At 42.1% G+C, this 17,538-nt stretch carries 2 protein-coding genes; both read left to right on the top strand.

What is annotated here, in order from left to right; translation table 11 throughout:
• The first annotated feature begins 473 nt into the window (after positions 1-473).
• Positions 474-8,078, top strand: a complete 7,605-nt coding sequence (locus LX64_RS07530) for a SpvB/TcaC N-terminal domain-containing protein (protein ID WP_158538570.1) — start codon at positions 474-476, stop codon at positions 8,076-8,078.
• 37 nt (positions 8,079-8,115) lie between these two features.
• Entirely contained in the window at positions 8,116-17,538 is a 9,423-nt protein-coding gene (locus LX64_RS07525) for a Tc toxin subunit A-related protein (protein ID WP_111596982.1), read from the top strand.

Here is a 17,538-nt window from a genome sequence, read left to right as displayed (position 1 = left end):
CTTATAGTTACATGGCAATTACCTTGTATTACAATTGGTCGTAGTGGATTGGACATAGTTATTCAATACACTTAGGATTGATTATCACTTATTTAGATGTAGGCTTGAATTTGACTTTTCATTGGAACTATTCATTTACTGATAGTTATGAAATCGATACCCAATTATCTTGATATTTTTCAATGTAATAACGTTACCATACTTTGGAGTAACAATCGGCAATATGTCATCTATACCCCATCATGTAAACTGCTATTAGCCGCAGTAATTTACATGGCCCCACCTACTCAACACAATACTTAATACGAACCGTAAATATTACTGGATTCCATAATTAAGGGTTATTACTTAGTTTTTGATTCAGGGTTCAATTTACTTTCGTATAACCATTGTACACATTTAATACCCCAATTATGGATACCCCCAAGCAGAATAGGCATACTACAATCCCTCGTAATGCCCAACATTCGCCTATGTCAACAAACAATATGTCCAAGGGCTTAGACATCCCCACTTTGCAATTGCCACAAGGGGGAGGGCCCATAAAAGGCATCGACGAAAAGTTCTCCGTTAACCCAGCGAATGGTACGGCAGCGATTAGCTACCCAATACCCATTGCACAAGCCCGCGGCGCAGTACCGGCCCTTCAGTTAAGCTATAATTCCGGCAATAAGAACAGTATTTTCGGATTAGGCTGGGATCTCAGTATATCATCTATCAAAAGAAAAACAGATAAAGGCTTGCCCTTGTACGATGATGCCAATGATAGCGATACCTTTTTACTAACTGGAGCTGAAGACCTAGTGCCCGTATTTCAACAAGATGCCGAAGGTAATTTCATCGCAGCCGGTAATGGTCATTATGTAATCAAAGAACACCCCTCGGCAGACCAACAATACATCATCCGCTATTACCGCCCGCGTGTAGAACAAACGGCTTCCCGAATAGAACGATGGACACATGTAATAACGCAGGAAACGTATTGGCGAATGATTTCTTCGAATAACGTAACCACCTTATTTGGTTATACAGCCAATGAACGTATTGCAGACCCAGAAAACCCACTACACGTATATGAATGGTTACCCTCTTTCATGTACGACGATAAAGGAAACTGCGCACAATACATCTATAAAAAAGAAGACAATGCAGGCTTCGATGCCGGTTTGCCACAACATCTACACCGGCATGTACAAGGTCAAATTCAATACACCAATTCCTATCTTTCAAAACTACTATACGGCAATAAAACGCCTTACTTGCAAAGCCAAACATCATTCCCCCCTGCAAATGATTACTGCTTTGAAACCATTTTCGATTATGGTGAATACAACTCCGAACCACCATTCGATCCATTACATGCTTGGCACTTCCGAATCGATGCTTTTTCTACCTACAAGCCAGGTTTTGAGGTACGAACAACACGTTTATGCAAGCGTATTCTACAAGTACACCATTTCGCGGAATTACCCGGTGGAAGCGCCGTTACAAAGTCGTTAGATATTGCTTATGAAAGTGGCGCACACAATGGTATTTCCTTGCTTTCCACACTCACAACATGCGGGTACATTAAACAAGCTAATGGTACATACACAAGCAAGGCTATGCCACCAACAGCGTTTATATACGAACAACAAGCATGGGATACCACTATTCGCACAATCGAAAACGAATCCCAAGCACCGCCACTATTCGGCATTAACGACTCCTTCCATCTTTTCACCGATTTATACAATGAAGGCCTACCCGGTATTCTAACAGAACGGGGACAAGGCTGGTACTATAAACAAAACCTAGGCGGCGGTCAATTCTCGCCCTCCGTATTGGTATCAAATAAACCCAACTTTACAGGGCTAGGTGCTCAACTGCAATTAACCGATTTAGATGCCGATGGCAATAAACAACTCGCACAATTCCAAGGCAACACCCGTGGATTTTTTGAGTTGAACGACCAGCAAGTATGGCAACGCTTTCAAACATTTGAACAATGCCCAAATATCGATTTGTCGGCACCCAATGTGCGTATGATTGATTTAAATGGTGATGGTAAGGCCGATATCTGTATCACTGAAGAAGATGCGATTACATGGTATCCTTCTGCCGGTAAACAGGGTTTTGAAGCGGTGCGCAGCGTATTTCAATCGATGGAGGAAGAGAGGAAGCCACAACTGGTATCAGCAGAAACAGTTCAAACGATTTTCTTAGCAGATATGAACGGCGATGGATTAACAGATATCGTGCGTATCAGGAATGGAGAAGTATGTTATTGGCCAAATGTAGGTCATGGTAAATTCGGCGCCAAAGTAGTAATGGCACATGCACCCACTTTCGATGATCCATCTTCTTTTCAACCCAAATTTATCCAACTAGCCGACTTTAACGGATCAGGCACTATGGATATTTTATACAGTACTGCACAAACAGTGAAAATTTGGTTGAACAATAGTGGCAACGAATTCGATACAACACCGGTTGTTATTGCACCTACCCCTAAAACAAACTTGGGTGTACATGTGAATATAGTTGATCTACTAGGCACTGGCTTACCCTGCTTGGTATGGTCGAGTAATTTACCGTCCGACGTGTTACAGCCTATTCAATATATCAATCTAATGCAAAGTAAATTCCCCTACTTGTTGCGCCAAGTGAATAACAATTTTGGGAAAGAACTACACCTTTCATACGAGCCCTCCACAAAGTATTACCTCGCAGATCTAAAGGCCGGGGAACCTTGGCTTACAAAGTTGCCATTTGTTGTACCTTGCTTAGATCATACCACGAAGAAAGATCGTATTACAGGGGCCGAGTTTACAACATACTATCGCTACCACCATGGCTTTTTCGATCATGCAGAACGCGAGTTTAGGGGCTTTGGTATGGTTGAACAAATTGATGGAGAAACTTATGAACATTGGGTGAAGAATCCAGCACATCAATTACACGACGAAAGATTACACCAAGCGCCGGTATTAACGAAAACTTGGATTCACCACGGCGCATCTCTTCAACAAGAAACCATATTACAACAATACGAAAACAGCTATTGGCCCGCTGTATTATCCAAATTAGGCATAGACGTACCTATTGATGAATACAAGTTCCCCACCTGCCAAATTGTTGCCGGCACGGGTATTCCCAATACGCAGCTACAACAATTGTCGCCCGAAGAATGGCAACAAGCACACCGTGCCTTTAAAGGGCATGCTGTGCGTACAGAAATATTTGCCCCCACAGCACCCACTACTGGCGCCACGCTAACACAATTGCAACAAGATGCAAAGCCATACAGCGTATCTATGAACCATAGCGCAGTGGAACTAATACAACCAAAAGGGCAAAATACTTTCGCCGTTTTTAGAATGCGCGACTTAGAAACGATACAATATCAATACGAACAACACATAACCGCCCCCCGTATCATGCACCAGCTCAACCTGGCTTTCGATGATAGGGGGAATGTATTATCCACCGCCTCTATTGCGTATCCACGGCGTGTAGTTGATACATCGTTACCGCTGGCTGTACAAGCAGCACAAGCCGCTACGATCATACAATACAACGAACAGCATTTCACGCAAGATATAGATACGGCACACGATTTTAGACTCCGCGTAGTAAGCGAATCGAAAGGCTACGATATCAAAGGATTACCCAAAGCAGGCACTTATTACACACCAACAGATTTTACCCTACTCGCTATAGCACAAGAAATTGATTTTCTCGATTCCGAGAATATACCGCCAAATGGTGTAGTAACGAAACGCCTAACCCATCACCAACGTCAACTTTTCCGCGGCGATGATGGTAGAACGATATTACCCCTGCATAGTCTTGCTCCAAAAGGAATGCCTTATGAAACCTATCAACTTACTTTCACATCAGCGATGGCAACACAGCTTTATGGCAATAAAGTAAACGATACCCAATGGCTAGCGGCTAATTATGTACACAGCGAGCAAGACCAACATTGGTGGTCGCCCTCCGGTAGAATGCACTTTATTGCAGAAGACGAATCGCTCAGTAGTATGCAACAGCGGTTTTACCGCCCGTATGCCTTTACGGATGCTATGGGAGCTACTACGATTACCCACTATGATGAGTCATACCAATTGTGGCTAATGTATACAGAAGATGCCATTGGCAACCGAACAAGTGTAACAGGGATTGATTATTATACATTACTGCCTAATGGAATTAGCGATATCAACGATAATATTTCACAAGTGCTATTTGATGAATTAGGACTTGTAAAAGCAGTGGCCCGCTTAGGGAAAGGCAATGAAGCCGATGACCTTAACGGTTTATTCGGTCACACGTTGCCCGCCGAGTATGATCAAATAAACGCCTTCTTCACAGCAAATGATAGTCGCACATTACAAATACATGCAAGTAGTTTATTGCATCATGCCAGCATGCGGTATGTATATGATTTTAACCGTTACATGGTGGCGGGGCAACCTGCTGTAGTAGCAGGTATTACGCGAGAACAGTATTATCATGCAAACCCTCAATCGCCGGTAAAAATGGCCTTTGAATATATGTCTGGCTTAGGCTATATTATTATGCAGAAATCGCAAGCTGCCCCGGGTATTGCCAAGCATGTGAGTATTGAAGATGGTGAAGTACTAATAACAACTGTTGATACTTCATTACAAACACCTACGCAATTAAGATGGATTGGCGACGGGCGATTGGTGATGAATAATAAGGGGAATATGGTGAAGAAATATGAACCCTATTACGCCACTTCTTTCGCATATGAAGCGCATACGGAATTAGTAGAAGTAGGTGTTACGCCTTTGTTTTATTACGATGCACAAGGAAGGGTAGTTAAAACAATACTACCTAACCAAACATTCAGCTACACAAATTATTCACCATGGCAATCCGAAACGTTCGACCCTAATGATACTGTACTTGAATCAGCATGGTACAATAAGCGGGTTAACCGTCTTATAGATACCGAATTAATTGCTGCCGGGAAAGATCCCGCGCAGGAGCAATCTGCTGCTATGAAAGCCGCTTTACATGCCCATACCCCGAATATTCAGTATGTTGATACACTAGGCAGAACAGTGGTATCGGAAGCGCAAGTAGTAGGTACAAAAGGTATCGAGAAATTACACACAACGAATTATTTTGATAGTAACAGTAATTTGCTGCGCACGATCGATGCACGGAATAATACCGTGGTGAATTATACGTATAACTTACTGGGTACATGCGTGCATGTAGATCATGTGGATACAGGCGAGAAATGGTCCTTTTTTAATGTGAATGGCCAATTAATCACTACTTGGGATGATCGTAACTTTACTTTCTTGTTTACGTATGATACCCTCCATCGCCCCCTTAAATCAACTGTAATGGGAGGTGATGGTGAAACTGCTTTACATCATGTGTTTGATGCTTGGGTATATGGTGAAGGATTGATCAATGCTGCCCAAAGGAATATGCGTGGCCAAATTTACCAACATTTCGATACTGCCGGAGTAACTTATACCGATGCTTATAGTTTCCTAGGCAATCCACTTGCTACGCATCGCCGCTTATATAGCAAATTTGAAGAGATGGTAAATTGGCATGATGATGTGGAGGAGAATGAACAACTACTTGAACCGAATGTGTACACTTTTGCCACACAATATGATGCACTCGGTAGAATTACAGAACAGCTCGCACCTTGTGGAACCATCATAACGCCAGTTTATGATGAAGGAGGTTTATTAACCAGCGAATCTGCCACCCACTTACAACCTGCTGTTACACGCAATTATGTACAACAAGTTACCTATAATGAAAAGGGTCGCCGAAGTAAAATATTATACGGAAACAATACTAGTACGCGTCTTTTCTATGATGAAACAACCTTCTTAATATCTCGCATTGTAACAGCCCGACAAGATGGAGACATTTTGCAAGATTGGCGTTATACCTACGACCCCGTAGGGAATATCACCCATATAACTGATCATGCTGTGCCTACCACCTTCGCGCAAAATCAACCCGTAACCGCTACCAATACATTTACCTACGATGCATTATACCGCATTGTGGAAGCCACAGGTAGGGAGAACAACGCGGCACTTACTTACGGACTGGATGATAATTGGCAAGACGCCCCTTTCCTTGTACAATTAAACCCCGCCGATCCCATGATGATGCGCAACTACGTTCAGCAATTTGCATACGACGAAGTAGGCAATATTACCCAAATGAAACACCAAGCTACTGGGAATAACTGGGTACGCGGTTATACCTATCATCAATCGAATAACAGGTTATTGCAAACCCAAGTAGGCACACAAACCTATCAATACGGTTACAATACCTCGCGTGGACATATCACCGATTTACCTCACCTCCAAACTATCGTTTACGATTGCCAAGATCGCGTATGCAAAACATCACGCCAGCGAAGAGTAGATGGCGGTGTTCCTGAAACAACCTATTACCAATACGATAGTAGCGGTAGAAGAATAAGGAAAATTACATTGAATACCGCTGCCCCCGGTCATACCCCAACGAAGAAAGAAGAACGGGTTTACGTGGCTGGTTATGAATTGTACATTCAACATTCAGGCAGTAATGCCGGCTTGCAACGAGAAAGTTTAAGCCTGGTAGATGGCGACCACCGTTTTGTTCGAATAGAAACGCGCAACGAAGTAAACGACGGTACATTACAACACATTGCGCGCTATCAATTTACTAACCACTTAGGTGCTGCTTGTTTAGAGTTAGATCATACCGGGAATATATTGTCGTATGAAGAGTATCACCCTTTTGGAACCACTGCTTACCAAGCTGTTAATAAAACGATTAAAACCGCCACGAAACAATACCGTTTTTCTGGTATGGAGCGCGACGAGGAATCGGGATTATCATACCATACTGCAAGGTATTACATGCCTTGGTTAGGGCGATGGCTTAGTAGCGATCCCATTGGTACACGCGGTGGTATTAATAGTTATGCATATTGTAATAATGCCCCCTTAACGATGATCGATCCCGGCGGTTGTCAAGGTATGAGTGCGCAAGATTGGGGTTTTACCCTCATGCAAGAACGAATGGGCCAAGAGTTAGGTGCTATGTGGGAATCGGTGTTTGGCGGTAAAGCGCAGGTGAATATAGCGGCGAATAGGGTTAGTGCAGAAGCGCCGAAGGGCGGGGTTGGTGGCGCTGTAGGAGGCATTGTACGTACTGCTACGTTTAGATTAGTGCCCATTGAAAAGGATGCTTCTATGGCTAGTTTAATGGGTATGGAAATGGGAGCAGGATTAGTACCTATCCTTGATCCAGCAGAACGCTTAGCTTCAGGTGTTACCGTAACTGGGCAAGAAACAAGTCGGACCATGGCATTGATTGAACTTGCTTTAGATGTTGGTCCTTGGATGATGGAATTAAAAGCTGCACGTGCCGCAAAAATGGAAGCCAAACTGGCCAGCAGAACAGCGAAACTTGAACTACCTATTGGTAGTGCAGAAGGTCCAATAAAACCCAAGTCAGGCAATCCTGTAAATCCTTCTGGTAACAAAAATCTTTGCGTGGCTGATACTATTTGCCACGAGGTAAATAAACATTTAAAGCCAGGAGAAAAGGAACTAACCAATACTGAATTCTTAGAATTAGCCGAACGTAAAGTGAGTATTGTTGATAGTCCAATAGAAACGGTTGGCGAAGTGGTGGAAATTGCTGAAAAAGGATTAGAAAAATTGAATAAAAGCGGGCGGTTGAAAAATAACCTTAGGTTAGAGTTGGATTCTTGTGTTGAGCCCGAACCTGGTTCATACATGGCAATTTTTACACAAGATGATACTGTACGCCACGCAGTCCATTTAGAAGTAAGTGGTAAACCTAGGCCAACATACAAATACAAAGGCAAATTTATTAGTGAGGATGATGCTTTAGATATTTTAAGTGACTTAGAAGGAACAAAGGCGAAGTCGGCTGAATTTCCCAAGCAGGTAGATGTTTATGATAAAAAGTACTTCGATCCACAAAAAAATAGTCCATACTTTTTACGTCCAGATCAACAGAAACCTAACACCTTATTGAGATTTATCAAAGGAGAGAATTAAAAATCATCATTTTATACCCCAATTAATTTAATAAAACATGTTACCCTCCATCAAACAATACGGCATTACTGGCCGTATAACGGACCTTGCTAACCAGCCTTATCCAGGCCTAACAGTACAGTTAGCCGGCAATGCAGCCGCCCCAGCACCTAGTTTACTCAGTGTACCCAATGGAAGTATTGCCCTTACCGATAACAACGGTATGTATTCTTTTTCCTTCGATGCAAATGATTTTCAACAAGCATTTGTAAGAAGCGATGAAGGCGATTTTACCTTGTCAATTTTCAATGGCAATACATTAATACACACCGCCACTTGTAAATGCAACCCGAATAAACTCGAAGTAGTAGATATTAAACTAACAATTCAAATTAAAGCAGGCGACGAAAACATTTACACAGTAGCAGGTATTGTACGCAACGAATTCGGAGAACTGCTGGATGCAGTTAAAATTGAAGCCTTCGATCGCGACTTGCGTGCCGAACAGTTACTGGGTACTGCTACTATTAAGAACGGTATTTTTTCCATTGCCTATAAAAGAGAACAGTTTACAAAAGCGGAGAAGTTAAGTGCCGACCTAGTACTGCGCGTGTATGGAAAGAATAACATGGTGATACATAACACGTCCATTCACTTTAATGCACCGCAACAATTGGATGTGGTGATCAATATCGAGGATAATAACTACCAAGGCTTAACGAGTTTTGAAACCTGTGAAGTAATATTTACGCCTTTGTTAGACGGTTTGGCAGTATTGGATTTGAAAGAAAATGAGCAATACCAGGACATTTCCTTCTTAGAAGGAGAAACACAACAATCTATTGAGCTTATACTCTCATGGATAGCCGCTTACCACTTGGAAGAAGTAGCTAAAAGCATTGGCTTCCCACTAGATGCGGTCACTTTTTTCGCTTATGTAAAACAAGGCTTGCCCGGGTTTGTAACGAACGATTTGTTACGCGATTTATTAGATACCCAAAAGGTAAGCGTGGTGGCCAATAAATTATTGAAAGATTGTAGTAATATTCCAAACGAAGAACATACCAATATTATCAACACGGCTATCAATAACAACCTTGTTCCCGCCAAACTGAAAATTAATATCGACAGTATCGCCAACACATTCAATAACATGAAACTGTATTATGCAGCCAATGAAATTGGTAAAGGCGGTGGTAAGGGAACAGTAGGTGAACTAATTGCATTAACACCGAACGTAGCCAATAAGCAATCGGAATTTATGGCAGCGCTGGTAGACCATGTTGGTTCTTTAGATGATTTATGGGTGAAGTTGAAGGATGAAAAGCTGTTCGATGATGAAGATATTAAAGGCGTGAAGCTAAGCATGGAAATAGGTATGCTAACACGCAATTATTTGCCTTTGGTAGCTGCCTTACGTGATAAGATCATGAAAGGCGAGATCACAAAAAAGCAAGAACTTGCCGCTTATGATGTGGAAGATTGGATCGCTATTTTGAAAAGTAATGGTCCTGATGGAAAAGTAATTGGCGCACCTGCTAATATGGATGGTGAAACAGCAGCAGAAAAGTTGGAACAATACGCTACGATTTTGGATAAAATGTTCGAACGAAACTATCCAACAGCTGCCTTCAGTAGCCGATTTAAGAAAACCAAGCAGCTCCGTAAATCACTCGTTGCTACGGAAAGCCCCATTCATAAACTAATACCAGAAACTGCTGATGTAAGTACCTTCCTCGATCAAAACCCCGGCTTCTTCCTAGATGAACATCGTGTAGATGCATACATAGCAGAAACACCTGGTGCACTTGATAATATCGTAGATGCCGAAGCTACAGTGAAAGCGGTGAAAACAATTCAACGTGGGTTCAAACTACAACCTACTTTCCAAGCAGTAGACGCCATGTTGAACAAGGATATCTCCTCTGCTCAGCAAATATATTTCATGGGTAGCGAACAGTTCGCGGCCGAAATGGAAGATGCAGGACTTAGTAGTGTAGAATGCCGTAAAATATACCACCGTGCCGAGAATACTTATGCTATGGTGTTATCGCTATTCGGTACTTTTAATGCCGCTATGAATGGTTCATTACCTGCCGCGGTTCCCGCACAGGTAACTGGTGAGCAACAACCGGCTAATGAAAAATCATTAGCAGCTACAATGGGTATTGCCGCTGCTTTACCGAATCTGAAAAGTTTGTTTGGCTCACAAGATTATTGCGAATGCAAAGCCTGCCGTTCTGTATATAGTGCAGCTGCCTATTTCGTAGATATGAACCGTTTTTTATTGGAACGTAATGCCAACTATGGTAAAGTATTTGATGTGCTCAATAACCGTCGCCCCGACCTCGGATACATGGAACTTACATGCGAGAACACGAATACTCCCATGCCTTATATCGATTTAGTGAACGAGGTATTGGAAGAAGCAGTGAGTAATGCACCGTCTATGTCGTACAATAATTTGCCCATTGCCGCCGGTAGAATTAGTACGGCCATGTATACTGCTTTATCGAATAACTTTATTATCAGTGATAAAGCCGAAGTAGCCCCACCGGATAAAATTGGTATGTGGACAATTCGCGATAAGAATACTTCTTTGCGTGCTTATATCTCGGGTACGTACCTGCTGGTTTGGGAAACAAAACAAACCAAGTTAACGAAAGAAGAATTACTGGTTACACCAGCATACACAAACCGAGCAGCATATACAAAACTAGAGTCACAAGTTTTCCCCTTTACGATGCCATTTAGCTTGCCTTTCCAACAAGCACGTGTGTATTTCGAACAAATGGGTACTACGCAACCTGCTTTCTTACAGCTTTTTCAACAAAGGAATGTTGTCAACAATGTGGAAGTATTCAGCCCCGTAGAATACAATATTGGCTTGTCGATCTTGGGCATGACAGAAATAGAAGCTCAAATTATTGCCAATAATTACCCAGCTAAGAAAGCGTGGGAGTTTTGGGGCTTACGCGAAAATGATAACAACCTTTTCCATCCAGCTTCTCCTAACGATACTACCACCAATATTAAAGGTACTTGGCTGGCTGTATTGTCGAAAGTTCCCATCTTACTAAACAGAACTGGATTAGCGTATAAAGAATTATTACAGGTACTTCAATTGCCCTTTGTAAATCCAACGGGTACCGTATATATCAATGATATCCCAGATACTACCAATACGGCCAATTGCGATGTGAATTTGTTTACCGTGGTAGGTTTAACGGCAGATGTACTAAGCCGCATACATAGATTTGTTCGTTTGTGGCGTCGCTTAGGAGGGAAAATGTATGAACTGGATATGGCTTTACCATATGTAGATGTAGCAAATCCTTCGGCAGGTAAGCTGTTAAATGAATCAGTATTATTGTCATTATCGAAAGTATATAGTATAAAAGAAAGGTTTGGCTTGTCTTGGCCAGAAGTACTGGTGTTGCACAACAATATTGATCATACTGCTTACCTGGATTATAACAATACGGAAAGCACGCCGGTAACTACCTTGTACGAAACACTGTTCCGTAATAAGAAGGTAGGTGTACCTTTAATCTTCCCGGCCAATCCCAAAGAAATAAACCGCCCTATTTCTTACTATTTACCCGTTATGCACGCAGGCATGGGTATTAGTGAACAATCGTTATTGTCTGTTATAGGCGATCTTGGATTGAGCGTGAATGCAACCATGGATTATGGCATGTTAAGTAACATTTACCGCCATGTAGTACTAGCTAAATGGCTCGATTTACAACCGCGTGATGTGATGAGGTTGAAGCAGCTTTGGGGTAAGAATCCTTTCGAGTCGCCTGCTAATACACTGGCTTTTGTGGAATTGATCGATAAGGTGAAAGGAAACGCGTTTTCTATTGCCGAGGTAAACTACTTATTGGCGAATCAATTATCGTTAAATGAAGGAGTAGGTTTAGATAATAAAGTCATTACCCAAAATATCCAATTATTGCGCGATGGCCTGGTTAAAATCGCGGATGATGTAGCACTTAAAACAGGCGAAAGCCTGGAGGCCTATATACAGTCAAAGCTTGGCTTGTTACCCAATCTAAAAACCGATGCCGATCTAAGCAAAGCCTTTGCTATTGTTACGGGTACTTGGAACGATACGGAAACCGAAAAAGCCAGCACTTTAATTGACAACTATTTCACCGGCGTATTAACGATTGCCGACGCCAAAACCAAGCTCGCTGCTACACCGGAAGGCTTACCCAAAGCAGAAAGACTGGCTTATTTCCAACCGGCCTTACAAGCTTGGTTGCTCAATACGCAACAGCAAGCATTCGTTAAACAATGCTTATCCGAGATATTACAAGTCGACGGGGTACTCACCAACCTATTACTAAGTGAATTGAAGTTAAATAACACCAATATTCCCCTTGTTCAAAACTTTGTTGATACCCGGTTATTAGAAAAAATCACCAATGGCAGCTTTAAGTTCGACATTGTTGAAACCAATTTTCCAGCTATTTATAATAGCCTACGCTTACTCGATAAACTGGCATTGATTATTACAAAGTTGAAAATACAGTCGGAAGAATTGCAATGGTGGTTGGTGGAAAGTAATGCCCAATCGATTGGCTGGATGTTGGCCAATAAAATACCGATAGATGCTACCTCAACGGTGCAGATGAGCACATGGATTAACTTGGTAGATCATTTCAAATGGCGCAGCCGCTTACCAAAATCGACGATCAGTATTACTGAATGGTTGAACATGTTAAACAACCCGGCAAGCTCCGATCCTGGTATTGTGAAGGCATTAGCCACTTTAACCGGTTGGAACGAACAGGATATGATGTCGTGTATTACGGCATTCACATGGTTGCCACGCACCGCCTTCAAAACCGCGGGTAACTTATTGCGACTTACTCAATGCATGGAAACCGTGCAGCAAATTGGGGTAAGTGCACAACGTGTTATTACATGGGCTAAGCATATTCCTACATTCGAAATCGTTGAAAACATTAAGCAAGCTATTAAAGCGAAATACGATTGGAGTCAATGGCAGGTCATCTTACAACCCATTCAAGATAAATTCCGCGTGCAAAAGCGTGATGCATTATTGAGTTACCTACTACACAATCCGAATGGTTCAACCCAACAATGGACAGATGTAAATGGCGTGTACAATTATTTCTTAATCGATGTGGAAATGAGCCCGATGATGCTTACCTCAAGACTCAAACAGGCCATTGCCAGTACACAATTATTTGTGCAACGCTGCTTTTTGAACCTAGAACCTATGGTAGTAGTGAATGCCGCTTACGATGCGAAATGGAACCAATGGGATTGGATGAAGTATTACCGTGTATGGGAAGCTAACCGCAAAGTATTCTTATATCCAGAGAACTGGATTGAACCAGAACTTCGCGATGAGAAGTCGTCCATTTTTACAGAGTTAGAAGATGAGTTAATGCAACACGAAATGACGAATGAATCGGCCAACCGCGCATTCATCAATTTTGTAGATAAACTGGAAGATATTGCCAACCTAGAAACCCGTGCGATTTTCAACGAAGTCAATGGCTCGCAAAACATTCTACACGTATTAGCCCGTACCCGTGGTAGCGCCGCTCCTTCCTATTATTACCGGAAACGTATTAATAAAGGGCGTTGGACGCCATGGACAAAAATTCCGCTTGATATCAATAGTAACCACTTGCAAATAGCGGTCTATAATGAACGTGTATCTATCATGTGGCCACAATTTATCGAAAAAGCATACGATCCTACTGTGATGAACATTCCTTCAGCAGGTTCAAACATTACCCTCGCACGCCCCCAAAAGTATTGGGAAATATCGATGTGCTGGAGCGAATTGATCGATGGTAAGTGGACGGCTAAAACAGTTACGAATACTAACCTACAAATACCTTTTGCTACTGTAGGAGAAGATCCAAGTAACATCAATTTTAGAGCGCGCATTGGTAGTAACTTCGATATGAAGGTGTTTAGAGGAGTAGACTACCAAGCACAGTATGGCGATATGTCGTTTAGAAAGTATGGTAAGCAAATGACGGTAACGCCTGTACAGGGAGAGTTTATGTTAAGCAGTAATAATACCGGCTTTAAAAATAACCTAATTCAACACTTTACACAATACTGCGAGTTCTATTATGCTGCCGTGTTAGGCGATGCACCGGTAAACCTGTATCCCCAAGTGCTGCAAAATCGTTTTAAAGTGTTGAATAACACGCAAGCCAAAAGTCATTCTGTTATTGATGCCTCCGCATCGAACTTTCCCTATGCAACCTCTTACTTTTATTGGGATGCATTGCATAATTATAATGTCGACTTTATAGGTGAAAATTACCGCGATTACGATTATTATAGTCGTCAATGGGTATATTATCAAAATGCCACCATCAATTTCTATATCCACTATCATCCATACGCTGGCGTATTTGTCAAAGAAGCTACTAATAAAGGTGTGAAAGGTGTATTGAATAGAAGAATACAGCTATTCCCAGAACAATTTAACGGGTATAATCGGTTCAACTTCGCATCTTATTCACCTTCCGATTATGTAAAGCCTATTTATAAAGATAAGAATGGGAATTTGGCATTTCCAACAGAAGATATCGATTTCTCTTACACCGGGGCATATAGTAGTTATAACTGGGAGCTATTCTTCCATGTACCATTTTACATCGCTAATAAATTAGCGACCAACCAACGTTTTGAAGAAGCATTAAATTGGTATCACTATATTTTCAACCCAACGAGCACCGATACCGCGTATACTGATCAAAATACACCGCAGCAGAAATATTGGATTACCAAACCTTTCTTCGAAACCACCAAAGCCGATTACTATAAATCAAGAATCGACAGCCTAATGACGGCTATCGCCAAAAATGAAGCGGCCTATGTAGAACAAGTAAAGGAATGGCGTGATAATCCATTTAACCCGCATTTGATTGCCCGTATGCGTACAGTGGCTTACCAAAAGAATGTACTCATCAAGTATATTCAAACCATTATCGCTTGGGGCGACCAATTATTCCGCCAGAATACAACCGAGTCGATTAATGAAGCGACCCAATTATATGTGTTAGCAGATAGTGTACTAGGTCAAAGGCCGCAAAGTGTGCAACGTAATACAGGTGTGCCTGTTCGTAATTTCTTACAAATTGTACAAGAAGGCATAGATGCTTTCGGTAATGCTTTGGTAGATGTTGAAAATATCTTACCGGGTATTCCTACATCTAGTGGAGGCACTATTTCACAGCCTGCTTTACCACGGTTAGATACTTTGTGCTTTGGTATACCGAACAACGAAAAGTTGCTCACCTTGTGGGATACCGTAGCCGATCGCTTGTTTAAAATCAGGCACAGTATGAACATCGATGGTGTAACCCAGCAATTGCCGTTATTCGATCCTCCTATTGATCCTGCTGCTTTAGTAAAAGCTGCTGCAGGTGGCCTAAATATTGGCAGCGTACTAGCCGATGTAAATGCACCATTGCCTTTATACAGGTTCCGCTTTACCATACAAAGAGCGATAGAGCTTTGTAACGAGGTGAAATCGTTGGGGAATTTATTATTAAGTGTATTAGAAAGAAAAGATGGCGAAGCCTTTGCCCAACTCCGTGCCACGCAGGAAATGAATTTGCTGGCAAATATGCGGAGTATTAAAGGACTGCAAATTGAAGAGGCAAAACGATCCTACGAAGGTTTATTGGAAGCGAAGAAGATTATCCAAGAACGCCTAGAGTACTATAAAAAGTTAGGTGCAAATGGCTTGAGTGCCGGGGAGAAGAAAGCCGGTGATAAGTCACGCGCTTCTTCAGAGATTGAGAATGCGATTGCTTTAGGCTATACTTTGGCTGCCGGTGTGAAGTTGATCCCCGATTTCTTAGCCGGTGTAGCGGGTGTGGGTGGTAGTCCTACCGTAAATGCTTCGTTGGGTGGTGATCAATTGGGTGGAAGTGCAGAGCTGGCAGTAGCAACATTGAAGAGTATTGCTGCGGCTTTGGATAAACAAGCTGGCGTGGCTTTAACAGCCGCCAACTATGAACGTAGGAAGGAAGAGTGGGCATTTCAACAAAAGTTGGCAGAGAAGGAAATCCCGCAAGTCGATCTTCAAATTTTGGCCGCGGAAATTCGTCAAAGTATTGCCAATAAAGATTTGCAACAGCACGATAAACAAGTGGATAACCTCGCAAAAGAGTTCGAATATATGCAATCGAAATTCACAAACCGCGAATTGTACGATTGGATGAGCAGTCAACTTGCCACCGTTTATTTCCAATGCTACCAACACGCTTTTGATTTGGCAAAACGTGCCGAGAAATGTTTCCGCTACGAGATGGGCATTAGTACATCGAATTACATCCAGTTTGGGTATTGGGATAGCTTGAAGAAAGGATTATTGTGCGGTGAGAAACTGTACCAGGATTTGAGAAGATTGGAGTCGGCCTATTACGAACAACACCGCCGTACTTACGAATTAACAAAACACGTGTCCCTATCTTTACTCGACCCGGTGGCTTTATTACAATTAAAAACCAACGGCGAATGCTTTATTGATATACCAGAGTCGCTATTCGACATGGATTACCCGGGGCATTATTTTAGAAGGCTGAAAACGGTAGGGCTTACTATTCCTTGTATTGCCGGTCCATACACAACGATCGCTTGTACCTTAACACTCACCAGTAATAAGTTACGGAAGGATGCCACGTTTACCAGCAATGGTAAGTATGCACGCGATTACAATATAGACGATCCCCGTTTTAGAGATGAAATTGCCGGTATTCAATCAATTGCTACGAGCAGTGCGCAAAATGACAATGGTTTATTTGAGTTGAACTTCGGTGATGAACGTTATTTACCATTTGAAGGCGCAGGAGCAATTAGCACATGGCATCTGAAACTCAATAAGCAAATCAGGCAGTTTGATTTCGACAGTATAGCTGATGTAGTGTTACACCTCAGTTATACTGCAAGGGAAGGAGGCGAGGCACTGGCCGCCAAAGTAAATGCAGAACTGAAACAACAATTGAATGAACAAGTACTAGCAGCCAATAAAAAAGGATTGTTCCGCGTGTTCGACATCAAGCAAGAATTTTCAACTGCATGGTCACAGTTTATACTCCCGGCAAATGGAGGTGAACAAACCCTACAATTAAGCCAGTTAGCTACCCGTTTACCTTATTTCACCCGGGCATTCAACCAGAAGAAAGCCTCGCAAATAACGGTTGTCGCTAGGATGAAAAACAGCAGTAAGAATTACCAAGTATGTTTATCGCCATTGGGTACGCAGGAAGCCGACTTCTTAACCATGGCACCAACGGAAAGCTATGGAGGACTTCATTTTGCCAGCAAAACTTTACCGCAAGGCACAGCCATAAACATCAACGATTGGACCATGAAGATAAAAGAAGCCAATGCCAGTGATTTTACAAGCTTGCCGGCAGATGCAGTCATGGATGTATACTTAATCATTAACTATTCAATTGCTTAA

Origin of the sequence: Chitinophaga skermanii (genome assembly GCF_003259335.1) — a bacterium.
GTDB lineage: Bacteria > Bacteroidota > Bacteroidia > Chitinophagales > Chitinophagaceae > Chitinophaga > Chitinophaga skermanii.
The sequence above is the reverse complement of the archived record's forward strand: the minus strand, read 5'-3'. Positions and strand labels throughout refer to the sequence as shown.